Consider the following 21,343-nt stretch of genomic DNA (forward strand, 5'->3'; position numbering starts at 1 on the left):
TTACTCAATCCGCACTACTGTTTAAATATCCTTCGCACTGCAACTACTTGACCTTTCATGTCAAGCACCTGCAACAAATAAGAACCTGCGGACAGCGCCCGAATATCTATGTCTGTATTTATCTTGAGCGACGATGGGCGACTTACCACACGGCCCTGCAAATCGGTCAACTGCATCTTTAGAGGCTGAGTGAGCAGCATGGTCGAAGAGATGGTGACTACATCCGTCGCGGGATTAGGAAATACTTGGAGCGAAGCAAAAGCATCTGTTTCGGTGATTGCATTGAGACATTCAGCTATGGCGCTGGCGCTATACAACAAGGTATCGGGCAAAATGAAAGAGCCATCTTCTACCTTGGCCGATATCTTCATCCATCCATTGCCGCCGGTGCAATGAGCATCAAAAACACCTTTGAGGAAAATAGAATCGCCCGCCGGAATGAAATCGGTGGTTTTCCCCGTTTCCAACGAATTGTTCACGTTATAGTAGCAAGCTACATTGTCGCACAGACCTATGGACCATTCTGCCGGAATGGAGTCTTCCAACAAACGCCAGACAATCTTTACCGGACTTGCTGAATTGTTATGAAAGTAGATATAGGCATCCAATTCGTCGCCATCATAAGTTACGGTTTTGCTGATGGAGAATGATTTCGCGGGCGAGTAAACATATTGCGCTTGAGCGCGGTTGCTGCCTACAAAAAAGAGGACGATCAAAAGGCTTAAACTGGTTAGTTTCATAAAATGAATTTTTAAAAATCAGTCGCAAATATAGGCGATTCATTTAGCCCATACCTACTTGTATCTGGGGCTTTAATATTTAACATCTACGCTCCTAACCTCTTACAGAAATTTCTACATTCGCCATACTGAATAATCTCTAACTATAAAATAAACATGATTAAAAAACTTCTCTTCGTCTCGGCAATTCTGTTCTTGGGCATGCAGACCGAAGCCCAAACGATCTTAGCCTCTCAGAATTTTTCTTCCGCACTCAGCCCTTGGTCGGCTACCGGCACAGATAAATGGGTTAGAGCTATAGGGGCAATCAGTGCGCCAAGCTATGGTAAGTTCTATTTCCGATCTCCATCGGCAAGCAATGGCTTTGCCGTCGCCTTAGCCGACGGAGTCTCAGGCGGACTGAACACCGAACTTATCTCCCCGGCTATTAATTGCAGCGCGCAAGCGTATGTTGGCTTATCCTTTTATCAATGGGGGCTATTGCAATACCAGAATACGGTTGGTACTGTATCGGTAAGCACGGACAATAGTAACTGGTCAGAAGTGTTCAACATTCAAGATGCCTATACCGGCGCCAACCCGGAACTGATTGAGTTGGATATCTCTTCTTATGCTGCCTATCAGACAACGGTGTTTATCAAATTTACTTACAAAAATACGCTGAGTGAAGTTTTCTGGGCTATTGACGACATCCAGGTTTTGGGTTTGCAGGAATATGATGTGGCTGTTCAAAGCGTGAATACACCAAAACATACCGGACGGCTGAACCAGCCAATCAAGGCTACGGTGCAAAACCGAGGAGGCAAGACTATTTTTGGTCTTACTTTGGGCTATGAAGTGAACGGAACGCTGATTACGGAGACATTTAATAATCTGGGAATGCTTCCTTTTGCCAAGCAGGAATTCACCTTTGCTGCCAAGTACCCGATTACCACAGTAGGCACTTTCAACTTTCAGGTGATTTCGTTCGGGGTTTCTATCGGGGCGGATGCTCACTTGGCAAATGATACGGCTAAAGCAACTATTATTTCATTGAGCCATCTGCCCGACAAAAATGTTTTGCTGGAAGAGTCTACTACGGCCGTCTGCGGATGGTGTCCCGGTGGAACCACTCGAATAAATGACCTGATGCAAACAGAAGGAGATTATGTCATTCCGGTTGCGATGCATGCTGGGTTCGGTACAGATGCCATGACCATTGATGAACACACCACCTTGTCGGATGCTTTTGGAAGTGGCGCACCATACGCAGCTATTGACCGGATTCTTTTCTCTGAAGAGGATGGCATTAATGTGGGCCTTCCCTCTCTCGCCAGTAATTATAATATCTGGAAAGCCAAAGTGCAGTTGCAAAAAAATTATCTACAACCGGTGAGCATTATTGCATCTAATACTTTCACTCCGGGTACCCGACGGTTAAACATAAACGTGAACGCTGTTTTTTATGGTGCGGTGAGTGGTGATTTCAGGATCAACTGCTATGTGGTAGAAGATAGTGTTGTTGGAACCGGTAGCGGGTACAATCAAGTTAGCTATTATAACAGTTCTCCGGCAGATACTACTTTGAATCCCTGGTTCAATAAAGGGAATCCGATGGTAGGGTTTATTCACCGCAATGTAGTGCGCAGTTTTCTAGGTGGTGCTTGGGGCAACGACAGTATCATTCCCGATAGGACAGAAGATGGCGGTTTTTATACTAAAGATTATTCCGTGGTTGTTCCTGCCGGTTGGAATGTGGCGCATTTGAAATTGGTGGCTCTGGTGAGCAATTATAGCAGCGATTATTCATCGGGGTTGAATGAAGTACTTAATTCTGTTGAGATGTCCTTGAATGGTCAGGTAAGTAATAACGCTCCGCAAGCCGTGTACGCAACTGGAATAGATGAACTAAAGGCTTTGGACAAGATGAACATTGCTCCAAACCCGGCCCGCAATATGGTTACCGTTTCTTATCAGTTAGAAAGCGAAAAGAAGATAAGTTATGAGGTCTATAATATGATGGGGCAGATGGTCATTTCTATTCCGGAGGCACGGATGCCTCAAGGGACTATTAACACCACCCTGAATACGGAAAATATGGAAAGCGGTATCTATCTAGTAAGCATAAAAGAAAATGGGGCTTCGCTTCATACAGCCAAATTTATCATCGAGAAATAATCCAACTTGAGTTATTGAAAAAGCCGCTTCAAAATAGGGAGCGGCTTTTTTATTGTTCGAATATGAGCTTCGTGAAAGGTGATTAGACTTCTTCGGAAAATCAGGGTTGATTAATTTCCTCCCTCTACGCTCCCTCCAGAGGGAGACAAATGGACGATTTTCCGAAGAAGTCTATTAAATCATTCCTTCGTCGGCAAAGCTGTAATAACTCTTCTCTCCTACAATCAGATGGTCCAACAAGGAAACATCGAGCAATTTGCCGGCTTCTTTCAGTTTTTTAGTTAGTTCAATATCCGCCTGACTTGGTTTAAGATTTCCGGATGGATGGTTGTGTACAGCAATTATGGAAGAAGCCAATAGCTCCACCGCATGTTTTAAAATTATTTTCAGATCGGCCACCGTACCCGATACTCCGCCCGAGCTGATATGACGATGACTCATCACTCGGTTTGATTTGTTTAGAAAGAGAGCATAGAACTCTTCGTGATGCAGATCAGCTAGTTCAGGATAAATGTATTCAAATGAATCACGGCTGGAGCGGATGATTGGCTTTTCTCTGATCTCGCAAGACTGCCTTCTTCTACCTATTTCCAAAGCGGCCACGACAGTGATGGATTTGGTATCACCTAAACCCTTCTCCAATTTCTTTATATCGGCCACCGTAAGTTTCCCGAGTTCATTCAAATCGCCGTTCACTTTATGGAGCATCTTTTTGGCAATGTCTAAGGCAGAAGAACCCTTTACACCTGTTCGCAGTAAAATGGCAATCAATTCTGCGTCACTGAGCGCCGATTTTCCTTTCAGCAATAACTTCTCCCGTGGACGGTCTTCCTCTGCCCAACTTTTAATAGACAAAAAATCTGCGTTTGTTTCCATAAAGCTAACGTATTAATTAATTCTCCATTTTTCTAAGAGGCTGTTTGGATTTCTGCATAAAAAATGTGTATCGCACAGAGCCACGGAGCATTACGGAGAAAATACCTCAGTGTTCTCCGTGCCTTCGTGCGACATATCAAATTCATAACAAAGTCCGTTGTTCAAATCCAAATAACTTCTAAGTCTGGTGATTCACAAGAGCATTTTAACTGTAAATAGACGGTAGGGTTTATAATTCCTTCTAGGTATTGCTTTTGTAAGGCATTCAGCCAAAACGCATCTGCAATGATTTCTACTCCATAGCCGTTGGAAATTCTTTTCTGCCGGGCTTTACCGTTTATCAACTGTCTATTTAAGGTTAAATATATGCTAGACGCATGGGTCTCAAGACATAGGTAGTAATCGAAACACAATCATCCGTGGCTAAAGCCATACCTCTTTACACCAGCCAATCCGCCATGAATGGCGGTTTATAACATCGTGCTCCCGCATGGTGAAAATACCGCTTTTATCAGATAGCTTTAGCCATGAGGATTGCAAAGACTCCCCGTTTTAAGCTAACAAGCACCCATCTCCAACTAACAGGGACCGAATAGTAGCTAACAGGGACCTGTCTTTAGCTAACAGGTACCGAGTAGCAGCTAACAGGGACCTGTCTTTTGCTAACAGGTACCGAGTAGCAGCTAACAGGCACCTGTCTCTTGCTAACAAGGACCGAGTAGTAGCTAACAGGCACCTATCTCTTGCTAACAGGGACCGAGTTGTAGCGAACAGGCACCTATCTCTTGCTAACAGGGACCGAGTTGTAGCGAACAGGCACCTATCTCTCGCTAACAGGGACCGAGTAGCTACTAACAGGTACCGAGTAGCTGGAGATGGGTACCGAATAGCAATAAGTCGGTCAAAAATGGAAAGAGAAGAGGACAATTTGGCGTGGAACCGGGAGAAACAGCAGAATCTGATACCCACTTACGACTTCTCCTTTTGTAACTTAGATTTTCAGACAACCATGATTGCCGAATTAACTAACCTAGTAAGGAAAAGACGAAGACGGAAAAATGACCTCGTGTCCGCCATATAAGTTTTGCTTGGATCGAATAAACAGCTCTTCTCCCTATTTTAGAATCCAATCTTTAAATCTCCAACTGACTATTTGCGGTTAAACAAAAAAAGGGCTGTCCTTTCGGACAGCCCTTTGAGAAATTAATTGATTGATCTATTATTTCCCTACTGACAGTTTACCAGTTTTGGTTTCGCCATCAGAGTTCAAACGATAGAAGTAAGTTCCGGCAGAAAGTTGAGATACATTGAACTCAGTATGATATTTAAACTGAGCCTCTGCACTGCCTTTGTAAAGTTCAGCTATTTTCTGACCGCTTACATTGTAGATTTCTAAGGTAACTTGCTTTTTAGCATCCTCAAAAGTCAAATCAATGTTCACCATCGAATTCGCTGGATTAGGGAACACAATAACAGAAGATTCGTTCAACTTTGATTCATCAACGATTGCAAGTCCTTGCTCATCGTTTGATGCGCGCAAAGTTCTGCATTTGCTAACAAGCCCTGCATCAATAGTCTGATTGCATTCGCAATTAGTCAAAGTGAAACAACTTGTCTTGCCGTTATTGCAACCTACATCGCTGTCTTTAGAATCATCTGATCCGGCATTCTGAGTAGTAAAGGAATATCCAGAAGGAAGATTGCTGAAACCAATATAGTAACTTCCAGCAGGTAGATTTGTAAACAAATACATGCCCTTACTGTCCGTATATTTGGTAGCTACTACACTATTGTTGCTGCAATTGTAAAGTGTAACTTTTACGTTCTTCACTCCACACTCATTTGCATCCTGTTTGCCATCCTTGTCCTTGTCATCCCAAACGAAGTTACCGACTTGGGCACATGGGTTGTTATACTTCAGACCAGCATCTACAGTCATTTTGCACTCACACTGAGCCAAATTGAAACAATCTGTCTTTCCAGTGGTAGCATTTGGATCGCTATCCTTAGAATCGTCAGACCCGTTGTTCTGAGTAGTAAATGAATAACCAGAAGGTAGGTTGCTGAAACCTACATAATAGCTTCCGGCAGCTAAATCCTTGAACAGATATTTGCCGTTGCCATCAGTATAGTCTGTACCAACAACACTGTTGTCGCTACATTTGTACAAAGTGACTTTTACGTTCTGGATACCGCCTTCGTTGCTATCTTGATAGCCATCTCCATCTGTATCTTTCCAAACATAATCGCCTACTTGAGCACATGGTTTGTTATTTACCAAGCCAGCATCAACTGTCTGATTACATTCGCAAACACCCAAATTAATACAAGCCGTCTTTCCGGTAGTAGTATTAGGATCGCTGTCTTTTGCATCATCCGATCCGGCATCTTGCGTTGTGAAATCATATCCAGCAGGCAGATTGCTGAAACCTACATAGTAGCCTCCGGCAGATAAGCCAGTGAAAAGATACTGACCATTTGAACCAGTTGTCTTTGTAGCAACTACACTGTTGTCGCTGCATTTGTACAAGGTAACTTTTACGCTACATACACCGCCTTCGCCAACATCCTGTTTGCCATTTCTGTTTGTATCATACCATACAAAGTTGCCTAATTGGGCACATTTTGGATCGCAGAACAAACCAGCATCAACTGTCAGATTATTTTCTCCGGCAGCTAAAGTGATACAAGCAGTATTTCCAGTTGTTCCATCAGCATCGCTGTCTTTGGCATCATCACCACCAGCATTCTGCGTAGTGAACATATATCCACCAGGAAGGTTACTGAAACCTACATAGTAGCTTCCGGCAGTCAATCCAGTGAACAGATATTGACCATTTGAACCAGTCATCTGTGTCGCAACCACACTGTTGTCGCTGCATTTGTACAAAGTAACTTTTACGTTTTTCACGCCAACTTCACCTGCATCTTGGATGCCGTTTCTGTTCTTGTCGTTCCAAACAAAGTCACCGATAGAAGCATCGCAAGGACACTGAGTAATTGTTTGGCTACAAGTTGCTGTGTTTCCACAAGCATCTTCTGCATCCCAAACACGAGTAATAACAGTACAACCGTTTTCTTCAACGATACAAGTACTCTTCACCTTGATTTTAATGTCACCACAACCACCAGATGGTTTTGGCTCATCAAAAGGCAAGCTAGGAAGACAAAGTGTTGCTTTGCAGTCCACCATCTTGTTAGCAGAACAAATCAAAGTAAATGGTGTAGTTGATTTTATTACTGTGAAAGTTGAAGAACACTCTTCACGTTGAGTTCCGCAAGCAGTGCTTCCGCTTTCTGCAACAAAAGTAAAGCTGATTTGACCTCCACAAGCCATCTTCTCTGGAAGGGCTGGAAGATCACCAATGTTAGTGGTTGTATTACATCCACCGGTAGCTTTGAATCCTGCTTTCCATGCGTTATATGCATTCAGAATTTGAGCTTCTGAAGGGCAAGATGGCAATTCTACTGGAGTACATTCCACTGACAATTTTTCTGTTTTGCCCACCTCGAAGGTAGAAGTACACTCGTCACGAGCGATACATTTTCCTTGACCATTTTGAGCAATTAAAGTGAAGCTGATTTTACCACCACAAGTGATATCTTCAGGAAGACCTGGAAGATCAGCAATGTTGCTGTAAGGATCGCATCCACCGCTTACACCGAAGTCTGCTTTCCATGCTTCGTAAGCTATCTGAATAGCTTCTTGGCTACTGCAAGCATCCAGTTTAACTGAAGTTGCGCAATGAGCTACTAATTTAGGAGCTTCGCCTACCTTGAAGGTAGAAGTACAACTTTCGCTAGGTAATCCGCAAGAAGTGTTTCCATTTTCTGCAGTTAGCGTAAAGCTAATTTCTCCACCGCAAGCAATACCTGTAGGAAGAGCCGTGATGTCAGCGATGTTGCTGGTTGGGTTACAACCGCCACTTACACCAAATCCTGTTTTCCACGTATTGTATGCTGCTAAGATTTCTCCTTCGGTGCTGCAAGCATCCAAACTAACTGGTGGAGCACATACTACAACCAATTTAGTAGATACACCCACTTTGAAGGTAGAAGTACACTCGTCGCTACCTGGACATCTGTCTAAGGCGTTCTGAGCTGTGAAAGTAAAGCTGATTTCGCCACCGCAAGCGATGTTCGCAGGCAGAGCCGGAATATCAGAAATGTTGGTAGTAGGATTACATCCACCGTTAACACTGAATCCCATTTTCCAAGCATTGTAAGCTGCATGAATGTCAGCATCGTTTGTACAACCAGCAAGATTAACCGGCGGAGAACAAGTAACTACTGGTCTCGCTGTAGTTCCTACTTTGAAGTAAGAAAAACAATTGTCGCTACCAGCGCAATAGCCTTCTCCATTCTGAGCAACAAAAGTAAATCCAATAGAATCACCACAAAGGATGTTTTCAGGAAGTGAAGGAACATCTGCTTTGTTGTTGGTAGCATGACATCCACCTGTTGAACTAAATCCATCAACCCATGTAGCATAAGCAGCAGCAATAGCTTCTTGACTTGTGCAACCAGGAAGGGTTACGGACTGAGAACAAGTAACAACCGGTTTGTCTGTTGTTCCTACTTTGAAGTAAGAGAAACATGCATCACGGTCAGCGCAATAGCCCTGTCCATTTTGTGCTATGTAGTTAAATCCAATTGAGTCGCCACAAAGGATGTTCTCTGGAAGTGCAGGAATATCACCTTTGTTGTCATAAGCATGACATCCACCTGCTGAACTAAATCCACCAGCCCATGTAGCATAAGCAGCAGCAATATCTTCTTGAGTTGTACAACCAGGAAGGTTTACCGACTGAGAACAGGTAACTACCAATTTCTCAGCTACCCCTACTTTGAAGTAAGAGAAACACTCATCACGTCCAGCGCAATAGCCCTGTCCGTTCTGAGCAGTGTAGGTAAATCCGATTGAATCACCACAAGCGATAGTTTCAGGAAGACCAGCACTGTTGTCAGTTGCATGACATCCGGTATTATTAAATGTGAAGCCTGCTTTCCATGTAGCATAAGCAGCGTTTATGTCTTCTTTGCTCATACAAGCATCGAGACTAACTGACTGAGAACAAGTAACAACCGGTTTGTCTGTTGTTCCTACTTTGAAGTAAGAAAAACATTCGTCGCTACCAGCGCAATAGCCGTCTCCGTTCTGAGCAACATAGGTAAATCCGATAGAATCACCACAAAGAATGTTTTCAGGAAGGGAAGGAACATCAGCACTGTTGTCTGTAGCATGACATCCGGTATTATTAAATGTGAAGCCTGCTTTCCATGTAGCATAAGCAGCATTAATCGCTTCTTGAGTGGTGCAACCAGAAAGGTTCACCGACTGAGAACAAGAAACAACTGGCTTGTCTGTTGTTCCTACTTTGAAGTAAGAAAAACATTCGTCGCTACCAGCGCAATAGCCTTCTCCGTTCTGAGCAACATAGGGTGAATCCGATAGAATCACCACAAAGAATGTTTTCAGGAAGTGAAGGAACATCAGCTTTGTTGTCTGTAGCATGACATCCTGTATTATTAAATGTGAAACCTGCTTTCCATGTAGCATAAGCAGCAGCAATAGCTTCTTGAGTTGTGCAACCAGAAAGGTTCACAGACTGAGAACAAGAAACAACTGGCTTGTCTGTTGTTCCTACTTTGAAGTAAGAAAAACATTCGTCGCTACCAGCGCAATAGCCTTCTCCGTTCTGAGCAACATAGGTGAATCCGATAGAATCACCACAAAGAATGTTTTCAGGAAGTGAAGGAACATCAGCTTTGTTGTCTGTAGCATGACATCCGGTATTATTAAATGTGAAACCTGCTTTCCATGTAGCATAAGCAGCAGCAATAGCTTCTTGAGTAGTGCAACCAGAAAGGTTCACCGACTGAGAACAAGAAACAACTGGTTTGTCTGTTGTTCCTACCTTGAAGTAAGAGAAACACACATCACGACCAGCACAATAGCCTTGTCCGTTCTGAGCGATATAGGTAAACCCGATTGAATCACCACAAAGGATGTTTTCAGGAAGTGAAGGAATATCAGCACTATTGTCAAAAGCATGACATCCGGTATTATTAAATGTGAAACCTGCTTTCCATGTAGCATAAGCAGCATCAATAGCTTCTTGAGTTGTGCAACCAGAAAGGTTCACCGACTGAGAACAAGAAACAACTGGGTTTTCTGTTGCTCCTACCTTGAAGTAAGAAAAACACTCGTCACGTCCAGGGCAATAGCCTTGTCCGTTCTGAGCAATGTAGGTAAATCCGATTGAATCACCACAAAGTATAGTTTGTGGAAGTGTAGGTATTTGATCGAGGTTGTCATAAGTATGACATCCGCCATCTTTAGTAAAACCTGCTTTCCATGTAGCATAAGCAGCATCAATAGCTTCTCTAGTTGTGCAACCAGCAAGGCTTACAGACTGAGAACATGAAACGGTCACTTTAGGTGACTCTGGTACAGTAAATGTTGAAGTACATTCTTTAACTGAATCGCAAACAAGGTCTTTTACTTTATAAGTAATAGTAGTATGACCTCCACAATAATTGGGAGCACTAAACTCACTTAAATCTGTCTGAGCTACAGGACTCGTCCCGCCGCTAAAGCCAAATTGATCTTTCCATAAAGCAAATTGCGTATTGATTTCAGCTTGTGTAAGGCATGTAGGCTGATCACTATTTCCCGGACAATTAATAATTATTGGTTTAGATACTGGTTCTTTAATTGTATCGTTCACTGACGCGGTGCACTCGGCAGTTCCTGTCAATGTTAGAATATCAACTGATGCTGTAGTGGTATATATAATACCACCAGCACTTCCTGACAATCCAGGGAAAATGCCCGTTCCATTAGAAGCACCACCAGGTACTATAGAATAAGTAATTGGTTTAAGAGGATCAGAAGTGCCTAAAGCAGTAAGTATTGATTTCTCTCCATAACACAAAATGGGTGTATGGCTAGAAGTAACATCAACATTAAATACAGTTACTGATTTAGAGCAACTGTTTTGCTTTCCACTTTCAATGTTTGTTACAAGTAATGTAAGCAGAAAACCACCCGGACCAGTACCAGGGAATATCACAAGCGTATCTCTGAAACTGTTGGTACCGGGATAATATTTCCCTGTAGCATCAGATCTGATAAATGCGCCGGTAAAATTATCTCCAACAGGTAAATCATAAATCAAAGTTGGATTATTACCACTCTGCGCAATAAGAATGGGAACTAATATGTCTGCGCGCTCGTCAGAACTAGGACGTACGGCACAAGCCTCTAAGTTTCCACCAATGTTACAAGCAGGCGTTTGAGCATTGGAGAATAGCCCCAAGCCCACTAGTAGTATCAGCATCGTAGCAGTCTTCAGACTACTCGACACATCTTTAAAAATATCTGTCCACGGGGGACAATTTGTAATACTTTTTTTCATAGTGTATTGTTTAATTGGTTAGTAAATTAATTGTTAATAACAGAAACTGATTTACTGCAACTACAACTACCACCACTTGAGTTTGTGGTGTTGAGTTCTAAATTGAATCCGTTTGCAGGACCCGATCCAGGGCTAACAACAATCTGTTGTGTTGTGGTCCCGGTAGCAGCATTAAAACTGCGGGCGCCATAAGATTTGATGATAGCACCGGAGGTATTGTTTTGTAATGCATAAGAAAGAACTGTTGAGGCTTCTGTATTAGCAATAACAGCATCAATAACAATGTCGGCTGGTTGAGCCCTGCCGGTAGTAACAGATTCTAATGCTCCAGACAGATTGCAGGAAGGTGTTCCATTTCCACTCTGTGAAAAGGCATTAAAACAAAACGTGAGTAAAAGAAAACTTAGTGCTACAAGGACTTTGGAATAACCTAGCCTTGTTGGTTTACAGCAGGAGGCCGCACTTTTTTCGCGCCCTGCGTGTGTGTAATCATTCATAGTTAATTGGTTTTGTGAACGTTAAAAAAAAATACTTACGAACTGAATCGGTCTGCAACATACGCACAGAACATCATAAAAAACAAGGGGTACCCCCATATTTATTTTTGGAACAGTGCAAATCGGTCATTTTGGGGTTAAAATCATAGAAAATAGTACCAAATGAGATGTTCGTTAAAATGTTTTCTAAGCAAAATCGGAATAAATCATGGAGATAATTACTCCTGCACTGCTATCTTTTCAGCCACCATAGCTCCATTCTGTTGGCGAAACCAGATACCCTTTTTTAGATTTCTCTCCTGCAAAAAGCCCAATGCCTCTTCTCGCGTAGCAGCAGGGCGAATATTTCTTCCTGCATACCAAACCAATTGAGGTTCCGGGTCTTCTATATTGGCGAAAACAACTTCATCGGGCTTTGATTCTTTTTTAATTTGCTCGCCCCATACCTTATAATGAGTATCCGCTCCTGCTTTTTTGAAGAATGAAGGAGGATTTATCAAGTAGAATTGTCCCACCATAAGGAAAACAACCCCGGTAAGCCCCAACTGCATTCTAATCAAAGGGATAGTACCGCTCTTTTTTATCTTGTCATATAGCACGCCCAACAAGACACTGACAAAGAGCGAAGCATATAAAGCTGTAAAATCATGCTCGGAATAATTAAGAAAAACAATGTGGAGCAACAGAATAGGCAGTACAGAAAGCCAGATAAAGCGGTATCCATTCTCGCTGAAAATTATCTTCAATTTTCTTCTGCTGATAGCCAACCAGATAAAAAACAGCACTAATCCATAAACAATAAAATAGTGTAGGGAGTAATTCACTACCAGCGACTTGAAAAGTTTCAGATAGGAAATCAAGAAATGAAACAATCCCTGATCGGTGGGTTCTACGCTGCCACGAATAGCATACCGGTTAATCATTTCCGTCAGATAAGCCATCGAACCATTGATCTGGGAATACTGATAGACTATTAGTTGCAATACAATAAACGTCACGATAACCGTGCTCCAAACTAAAACTCGGAATCCCCTATTAGAACGAACGTGAAGCAGTGAATAGACCAGTACGCCAAAGGCAAAAAACACACCCAGCCAGGAAGTGTAAATCATCAGTCCCAGACAGGTTACATAAAAGAAAATGTATTTCAGCGAAGTAAATCTTTGCCGGATAATCATTTTCAATACGGTATAGACTCCGATAATAAAAAGCAGGTGTACGGCCATGTCGCTCATATACACATTGCTTTGAAACCACATAGTGACCGGCATGAAAATATACATCACAAAAGCCACAATCGCCGACCGGTAAGGATAGCTGCGCGCCCGAGTGAAACTCAACAAGCAAACAATAAAATATACAAACAGGCCACTTAGAAAATGGAATGACAAATTCACAATTTGCAGCGGCAAAACATCTGGTCTGACATGAAGGATTTTAAAAATAGCAAAGGGGAAATAGTAGGCAAAAGGCGGATGCGACACGTAGTAGTAGTTCCCTGCCTGATCTACCATTTTTCCTGAAGCATTCGCATGATTGTTGATGAACTTATCTGCTTCGTTGTTATAAGTCATCACCGGATTGAATCCATATTTTTCAATACCGTTATCATACCAAATCTGCATAATGCGAAGTGAAAGAGCCGTACAGAATTCATGATGCTTCGACAAGGGTCTGTCCAGAAGAGGAACACGAACCAAGACCGAGAGAAGAAAAATGCCGAATAGTAAGGGGAACGTTCTTTTAATAAACTGCATGCCGAATAATTACCGACGAAAATAAAAAAGTCTCTTTGTTTGATTCAAAACCCTTCGTTAGAGTTTAGAAGGGCTTAAACGATTTGATGGACTTAGTGTATCTATAGAGAGGATTTACTTGACCCATTTGAGTCGTAAACTATTTCCCACTACGCTCACACTGCTCATAGCCATGGCGGCACCGGCAATCATCGGGTTCAACAAAAAGCCGGTGAAGGGATAAAGGATTCCGGCGGCAATCGGAATGCCAATGATGTTATAAATAAAAGCCCAAAAAAGATTCTGGTGAATGGTATTCACTGTCTGCTTGGAAAGTTTTATGGCCTCCGGTATTTTACCTAAATCGGAAGAGATGATCGTCATCTTAGCCACCTCCATTGCTACATCGCTTCCCTTACCCATAGAAATGCTTACATCCGCCTGTGCCAGAGCCGTGCTGTCGTTTATTCCATCACCCACCATCGCTACTATTTTCCCTTTGGACTGTAACTGTTGGACAAAGGCCGATTTATCCTGAGGAAGCATTTCTCCTTTATAATGTTGTATGCCTGTTTGTGCTGCAATAGATTTCGCTGTGGCTTCGCTATCTCCAGTGAGCATGTACACCTCGATTTCCGATTGCTTGAGTTGCTCAATCGCTTTCGCTGAGTTTGATTTTATTTTATCTGCTATAGCAATAACCGCCAAGGCCTTGAAGCTATCAGCAAACCAAATAACTGTTTTGGCATCGCGGCTCCATTCCTCTGCTCGATGGAGCAATTTTTCATTTTGCTCAATATGGCTATCCGACAAGAACTTTGCATTTCCTACATAATATACTTCCGGCTCCTATCGTTGCTTTCACTCCTTTTCCGGTCACGCTTTCAAATCGTTTCAAAGGCATTGATTTTCTTTTACCCAGATGATGAACCACCGCTTCAGCAAGTGGGTGTTCAGATTGATTCTCCATACTGTATAGAATGTCAGATAGCTGCTCATCCGAGCTTAACCATTCTACATTTGTAACGGTGGGTTTGCCCTCGGTAATCGTGCCTGTTTTATCCAGCACCACCACATTGACCTTCTTTGCGCGTTCCAAACTTTCCGCATCTTTAATCAAGATTCCTCGCTCTGCTCCTTTCCCGATCCCCACCATAATAGCTGTGGGAGTGGCCAGCCCCAAAGCGCAAGGACAGGCAATGACCAACACAGTGACCAACGCAAGTATTCCTTGAATCAATCCATTTTGCCCTCCGAATATCCACCATCCGGCAAAGGACAACAAGGCGATAAGAATAACTATCGGAACAAAAACTCCGGCTATTTTATCTACCAGTTTCTGAACCGGTGCTTTGCTTCCCTGCGCCTCCTGGACCATCTTGATGATTTGCGCCAGCATGGTCTCTCGGCCTACCTTCTCTGCTCTAAACTGAAAATTTCCTTTTTGGTTGATGGTACCGGCCCATACTCTTTCTCCTAATTTTTTTAATACCGGTACCGGTTCTCCGCTAATCATACTTTCATCCACATAAGATTCGCCGATGGTTACCGCGCCATCCACTGCAATTTTCTCTCCGGGTTTTACCATGATGATATTTCCCACTACTACACTTTCAATGGGTATTTGCGTTTGATTTGAATCATCGCGAACGACCGTGACTGTTTTGGGCTGCAAGCCAATTAGTTTTTTGATTGAGGAGGAGGTATTCCCTTTCGCCTTTTCTTCCAACATCTTACCTAAAAGGATAAAGGCAATAACCACCGCTGCTGCTTCAAAATATACATGTGCCTGCATTCCTTTTTCATTCCAGAAATGAGGGAACAACGTATTGAACATACTGAATAAATAGGCCGTACCCGTGCTAACAGCTACCAGCGTATCCATATTGGCAGACCGATGTTTCGCCTGCTTCCATGCATTGATAAAAAAATCTTTCCCGAACCAAAGCACCACCGGAGTGGTAAGCACCCACATGATATAATTGCCATAAGGCATATCCATAAAGAACATACCAATGACCAGTACCGGTAAGGAAAAAAGAACTGCCCCAATCGTTTTTCTTCTCAGTTCTTGGAAACTCTTTTGATGTATGGCCTCCAGAGTTTCTGCCGCCTTATTGCTTTCCTCAATCAACAAATCATAACCTATGGATTGAACTGCTTTTTGCAATTCAAGTTCACCGATGACTTCCGGTTGGTACTCAACACTCAACGTGGCGTTGGCAAAATTCACGGCCGCATTTACAACCCCTTTTTGCGACTTAATAATACTTTCCACACTGATCGCGCAGGAGGCACAACTCATTTGCAATACCGGAAAAGTTTTTTACTGTGTTTCACGTTTAATGATTAAGCACCTACGGCAGCAACCTTCCATAAGAACGAGGAAACGGAATCGTTTCCCGAATATGTTGCAGGCCGCAAATCCATGCCACTAATCTTTCTAAGCCCAAGCCAAAACCGGCATGAGGGCACATTGCCGAACTTGCGCAAATCCAGATACCATTCAAAAGGCTTCCATAGGAAGTTCGTGTTCTACGATTTTCTTTTCAATCTATCAATATCTGTCTCGCGCTCGCCACCGCCCACTACTTCTCCGTAACCTTCCGGCGCCAACAAATCCACTCCTTTCGCGTAGCCCTTATCTGTTTCATCTTCTTTCATGTAGAAAGCCTTCACCTCTTGCGGCCAGTTATAAACCATCACCGGTTGTCCAAACATTTTTGTCAGCACCGTTTCATCACTTCCACCAAAATCATCACCCCGCTTAAAGTTCCTGGCACTATTCAGCCATAGCGGTATGTTGGCGAGTTTTTCATCTACGTCTTTCTCTTCCTGTTTCAGCTTATCAATTTTCGACTGGTTGAAATTGATTTCTCCTTTCTTCAATTCTCCGCCCGCAATCTTCTGCTCTCTTTCTTCAATCTCTTTTCTGATTCCCGATTTCTGACTTTTCAATTCTCCCTCCTCTCCTTCCAACATCTGCAAAGTTGTTCTACCCTGCACTTCTTTTTCGCCGCGAATGACGCTTACCGCCTCTTCATATTTCATCCGAATAAAAGGCTGCTTCACTTGGTCAAGGAAGGTTGTATCTCGTTCCAGAACGGACAACTCCGTTTTGCATTTCTCCAACACACTGTTTACTACATACTGAATAAACTCTTCAATCAAATCCATATCCATTTTCAAATCATAGAAAGCCATTTCGGGTTCTATCATCCAAAATTCGGAAAGATGTCTTCTTGTCTTTGATTTCTCAGCGCGAAAGGTGGGGCCAAAGGTGTAAATCAAACCCTGTGCCATCGCCATCGCCTCACCGTATAGCTGTCCGGACTGTGAAAGATATGCCGGTTCACCGTAATAATCGGTTTCAAACAAAGTGGAGGTTCCTTCACAGGCATTGCCAGTAAAGATAGGCGCATCCATCTGCACAAACCCTTTGTCTTGAAAGAACCGGTGGATGGAATAAATAATTTCATTGCGCACGCGCATAATTGCCCACTGTCTTTTGGAGCGCAGCCACAAATGGCGTTTGTCCATCAGAAAATCTACCCCGTGTTCTTTGGGTGTGATAGGATAGTCCACCGCTTCAGAAATAATTTGCAGCGAAGTCACCTGCACCTCATAGCCCCCAAATTGCCGCTCGTCTTTCACGACCTTTCCTTTTAAAGAAAGTGAACTTTCCTGTCCCAGTTTTTTGACTGCTTCAAACAAATCATTGCCCACTACATTCAGGTCAATAATACATTGAACAAAACCGGTGCCATCGCGCAGGGTTAAAAACACCAGCCCTTTGCTGTCGCGCTTTTGTGCATTCCAGCCCCGCAATTCAATTTCACTTCCTTCTAACTTTGATATATCTTTGATGTACGCCATATTCTCTTTTTTCGAGTGGGCGAATATAGACACAATTAAAAAATATCAATCAGCCGCCCTCCCGCAATCTCTAAGGGCAATAAATTGGAGCACTATGATTTTCACTGTTTTTCCCCAAAACAGTCATTTCCAGTGATTTTGTACTGGATGAATAAGATTCATCGAAAGAGTTTAGTGGATAGTGATGTTGCTCGCTCAAATTACGACTATCTAAATATTAGACCTCTTCGGTAAATGAAAAGCAAATCTGTGGGCTAAAGCCTCAATCTCATTTCTTGTCAGTAACCCCATATTAAGTATGAGGTTAACACATGCCAAACAACATGGGCTTTATCCTTGAATGACATTTTCCGAAGAAGTCTATTGAACTTACCCACTTAATTATTTAAACTTGCAAAGTGCTGAAACAAGGACTCTATCAGAAACAATTATTAAAACTATCGCCTCAGCAGATTCAACTCATGAAGCTGCTTCTGGTGCCTACCGCCAATTTGGAGCAGCGGATTAAAGAGGAATTGGAAATCAATCCGGCATTAGAAGAGAGTGAGGGTGGGATGGAAGAAGAAGACATCACCCTAGCCGATGAACCAAGCGTTTCGTTGGAGTCGGAAAAAGAAAATGAGGCTGCCGACGAAGAAATAAAGATTGACGATGAGGTGGACATGAGCGAGTATTATGATGAAGATAATGAAGGGGTAGCGGAATATAAAACCGCCGACCCAAGTGCTGTTCACAATCCAGAGGATGAAAAGAAAACTATTCCGACATCGGTAGATTCTTCTTTTCACGAATATCTGGAATCGCAAGTAGGGATGTTGGATTTAGATGAACGGCAAAAACAGATTGCCTTGCAGTTGATCGGCAGCATAGATGATGATGGCTACCTGCGCCGCGAGCTGGATGCTGTGATAGATGATTTAGCTTTTGGTCAAAACATTCAGACCAACGTAGAAGAATTAAATCAGGTGCTGACAGAAATAAAGAAAATGGATCCCCCCGGTGTGGGCGCGCAGACGATTGAAGAGTGTCTATTGCTTCAGTTAATAAGGAAAGAAGATCCCGGCATTTATACAGAGAAAGCGATTTTGATACTCAAAAAACATTTCGATCTTTTTGCCAAAAGACATTTTGAAAAACTACAGGAATTGTATGGTTTGGAGGATGAGCAGATGCGCTGGGTGATAGAAGAAATTACACAACTCAATCCCCGACCAGGAAGTGGCTTTACAGGCGAAACCAATCAAGCGAGGATTACCATCATTCCCGACTATATTTTGAGCAACAGCAGCGGTGAACTACAGGTTTCCCTTCACTCGGGCAATGCGCCTGAGTTACGCATCAGTAACCAATTCAAGGAAATGATTTCTGTTTACGAAAAGTCGAAAGATAAATCAAAGAGCCAGAAAGAAACCATGCAGTTTATCAAACAAAAAATTGAAGCTGCCCGATGGTTTATTGATGCGATTCACACCCGTTATAATACCATGATGCAGGTGATGCAGACTATTTTAGAGTTACAGCACGATTATCTTAGCACGGGCGATGAGACCCAGATAAAACCAATGATTTTAAAAGATATTGCCGACCGGATAAAAATGGATATTTCGACGGTGTCGCGTGTGGTAAGCAGTAAATATATAGAAACTGAATTCGGTACCATCCCGCTCAAATTCTTTTTTAGCGAAGGGGTTTCTACCGACAGCGGCGAAGATGCTTCTACTCGCGAGGTGAAGCGAATTGTGATAAATATAATTTCAGAAGAAGATAAGACGAACCCCATCAGCGATAAGGAATTAACCGATTTGCTGAATCAAAAGGGGTATAACGTGGCGCGAAAAACAGTGGCTAAATACAGGAACAACTACATATTCCGGTAGCTAGGTTGCGAAGAGTTCTTTAAAGCGGAAATAAATTTAGAGACATAAAAACCCCGAACAAAGCCGGGGTTTTCAATTAGATGATGAAATGAGATTTACTTAACCTCTACTTCAGCTCCTGCGTCCTCCAATTTCTTCTTGAGGTCTTCGGCAGTTGCCTTATCTACTTTCTCTTTGATTGGTTTTGGAGCGCCATCAACTAAATCCTTAGCTTCTTTCAAGCCCAGGCCAGTCAAATCTTTAACCAACTTCACCACGTTCAATTTTTGAGCGCCGGCTGCTTTCAGAATTACATCGAATTCTGTCTTTTCAGCCACTGCACCTGCACCGCCACCTGCCGGGCCTGCTACCATTGCAACTGCTGCTGCTGCTGGCTCGATACCGTAATCTGCTTTCAAAATGGTTGCGAGTTCTTGAACGTCTTTTACAGACAAGTTCACTAATTGTTCTGCTAATGTTTTTAAATCTGCCATGTTATCTGTTTTTTATTTTGTTAAACCATATTGTGCTTTCCTGATACGTTCGCCTAAATGTTCTCACACACATCGGTAAACTTATCCTGAAAGAACGACCCCGGTTTCGATTAAAGTTGGAAGCAATTCCGAAAACGGGACGGCAAAAGTAAAATTTCCAACCAGTTATACAAATATTTGTTCGGGACAAAAATAGGGATATGCGTTTCCAATCAATATTCGGGTATAATAATCTGCTTACACCGTTTAAGAATTATTAGCCCGACAGAAGTCGGAACTATCCAAGCAAAAACCAGGGATTCAATGTAAAATGGCAGCACGAAAGTAAATGCTTGGCAAATTATCTGGCTGCTTAAATCTGGTCAGGGACACCTATTTTTATCTGTTTTGATGTAAAAAGAGGCCGTTTGAAGCAAAACAGTTCGCGTTTGCATATAAACGTGAACTGTTTTGGTGCAAACGCGAGCTGTTTTGGTGCGAATAGATCAGGTTTGAGTGCGAACAGCATCTGTCTTGATGCAAACAGATGCTATTTTGGTCCATTTCGAAAGTGTTTTGATGCAGACACGTTCTGTTTGCATCAAAACACTTCAAGTTTGTATCAGATCATCATTGCAGGGGTGTAAAAGCCGGTTAATCAGGTATTAGAACTGTCAGCACTCATCCGCAGATGAGATGGATTCTATCCATTTGGAAGATGTCGGCATACATTTTTGTAGCCAGCATCTTCTTAAAGAACAGAAGCCGCCCTCACTATTACTATGCTCCTCCTTAACTTAACGGCATAGCATTTCAGGATTGAACAAACGCCATCGGATATGAGCTATGTGTGTATGAATCCTTCGGATTCAATACAAGCATCGGATACAAGAAAACCTCCATCTTGAATTATGAAAAGGTCTATTAAACAGTGGCACCCAAGTATTTTGACTATGCCCAGATTACACAAGTAGGAATTTGCGATATTCGTCAATAACTACATGGACTTATTCCTTCGTACATTTCCTTAAAACTAAAGAATTCCGCTCGAATAGGCGGTTTTCATTCAATAAACATGCATTTTTGATGTCAAAACACATGTTTTGCAACATTTTAATAAAAGAATGATTGTGGTTTTTCGTCTAATTCAATAAAATCTGGTGGAATTGTTAAAAATCGAACAGCAACCTGTCTATCTAAGGGCCATGGAATACGGCAAAAAACAACAATAACTGATTGCCCCGCAAATGTTTACAGCCGACCAAGCAATAGGACATAGCTTATGTTTAACTTTATCAATACATATACTGGAATGGGTTTTTAACATAAACTCAGCATTAATTATTGCAAGTTTGTAGTCCGGCACATGTTTAAAGAGACGCAAAGCATGAATTTTTGTAAAACATGAAAGGAAGCTAATAGAATCAGAATTAAAGAACAGAAAAATAAGGAATTATGAAACGGAGACCAAAACTTAGAGTCATTGAAATGAAATTGGGAAGAAATCAGGCAGTCGGTATGGCTGATTTTGAAAACAATAATATCCTAGTTGATCCTCGTCAAAAACCTTACGAGTATCTTAATACTATGGTGCATGAATTGATTCATCACATGGCTCCAACCTGGAGTGAAACGAGAGTTATCTGGTGGGCGGGAAGAATCTCGCGCTTCTTGTGGGTTCATAATTACCGGCAGGTGAAGCAATAGGGAG

10 protein-coding genes and 3 pseudogenes are annotated in these 21,343 nt (G+C 42.4%); 3 read left to right on the forward strand and 10 right to left on the reverse strand.

Features of this window, described 5'->3' with window-relative positions:
• Positions 1-14: 14 nt before the first annotated feature.
• Positions 15-740 carry a T9SS type A sorting domain-containing protein gene (locus IPP77_11920; GenBank protein ID MBL0310346.1) on the reverse strand — a complete coding sequence of 242 codons (726 nt, stop codon included), beginning with the start codon at positions 738-740 and terminating at the stop codon, positions 15-17.
• A 156-nt stretch (positions 741-896) separates the two neighbouring features.
• On the opposite strand from IPP77_11920, the gene IPP77_11925 reads away from it, so the two are divergent.
• Positions 897-2,897: an Omp28-related outer membrane protein gene (locus tag IPP77_11925; GenBank protein ID MBL0310347.1), complete on the forward strand. Its 2,001-nt coding sequence runs from the start codon at positions 897-899 to the stop codon at positions 2,895-2,897.
• 174 nt (positions 2,898-3,071) lie between these two features.
• Here IPP77_11925 and radC read toward each other — a convergent pair whose 3' ends face one another.
• The 8 genes and pseudogenes from radC to IPP77_11965 all read right to left on the reverse strand — a co-directional run bounded on the left by radC (position 3,072) and on the right by IPP77_11965 (position 17,303).
• Positions 3,072-3,773 (reverse strand): DNA repair protein RadC, encoded by a 702-nt coding sequence (gene radC, locus IPP77_11930; protein MBL0310348.1) that lies wholly within the window; start codon positions 3,771-3,773, stop codon positions 3,072-3,074.
• A gap of 161 nt (positions 3,774-3,934) precedes the next feature.
• Complete coding sequence (locus tag IPP77_11935; protein MBL0310349.1) at positions 3,935-4,117, reverse strand: hypothetical protein; 183 nt, start codon at positions 4,115-4,117, stop codon at positions 3,935-3,937.
• Positions 4,118-4,992: 875 nt separating this feature from the next.
• Complete coding sequence (locus IPP77_11940; GenBank protein ID MBL0310350.1) at positions 4,993-9,288, reverse strand: T9SS type A sorting domain-containing protein; 4,296 nt, start codon at positions 9,286-9,288, stop codon at positions 4,993-4,995.
• Positions 9,176-11,194 carry a hypothetical protein gene (locus tag IPP77_11945; GenBank protein ID MBL0310351.1) on the reverse strand — a complete coding sequence of 673 codons (2,019 nt, stop codon included), beginning with the start codon at positions 11,192-11,194 and terminating at the stop codon, positions 9,176-9,178. The genes IPP77_11940 and IPP77_11945 overlap by 113 nt, the downstream gene beginning before the upstream one ends.
• A 26-nt stretch (positions 11,195-11,220) precedes the next feature.
• Positions 11,221-11,691, reverse strand: a complete 471-nt coding sequence (locus IPP77_11950; protein MBL0310352.1) for a hypothetical protein — start codon at positions 11,689-11,691, stop codon at positions 11,221-11,223.
• Positions 11,692-11,909: 218 nt separating this feature from the next.
• The gene (locus IPP77_11955; protein MBL0310353.1) at positions 11,910-13,448 is read right to left on the reverse strand and encodes a hypothetical protein; all 1,539 of its coding nucleotides are present in this window, start codon (positions 13,446-13,448) and stop codon (positions 11,910-11,912) included.
• A gap of 114 nt (positions 13,449-13,562) precedes the next feature.
• Positions 13,563-15,732: pseudogene (locus IPP77_11960) on the reverse strand (copper-translocating P-type ATPase).
• Positions 15,733-15,784: 52 nt separating this feature from the next.
• A pseudogene (locus tag IPP77_11965) lies at positions 15,785-17,303 on the reverse strand (asparagine--tRNA ligase).
• Between the two features lie 398 nt (positions 17,304-17,701).
• Here IPP77_11965 and rpoN point away from each other — a divergent pair.
• Positions 17,702-19,203, forward strand: a pseudogene (rpoN, locus tag IPP77_11970) (RNA polymerase factor sigma-54).
• A gap of 72 nt (positions 19,204-19,275) precedes the next feature.
• On the opposite strand, the gene rplL reads toward rpoN, so the two are convergent.
• Positions 19,276-19,653, reverse strand: coding sequence for a 50S ribosomal protein L7/L12 (gene rplL, locus IPP77_11975; protein MBL0310354.1), 378 nt, complete (start codon positions 19,651-19,653; stop codon positions 19,276-19,278).
• 1,434 nt (positions 19,654-21,087) lie between these two features.
• Between rplL and IPP77_11980 the strand changes: the two genes are divergently transcribed.
• Positions 21,088-21,339 (forward strand): hypothetical protein, encoded by a 252-nt coding sequence (locus IPP77_11980; GenBank protein ID MBL0310355.1) that lies wholly within the window; start codon positions 21,088-21,090, stop codon positions 21,337-21,339.
• Positions 21,340-21,343: the final 4 nt, after the last annotated feature.

This window comes from Bacteroidota bacterium (assembly GCA_016722375.1).
Classification (GTDB): Bacteria; Bacteroidota; Bacteroidia; order Chitinophagales; family LD1; genus Bog-950.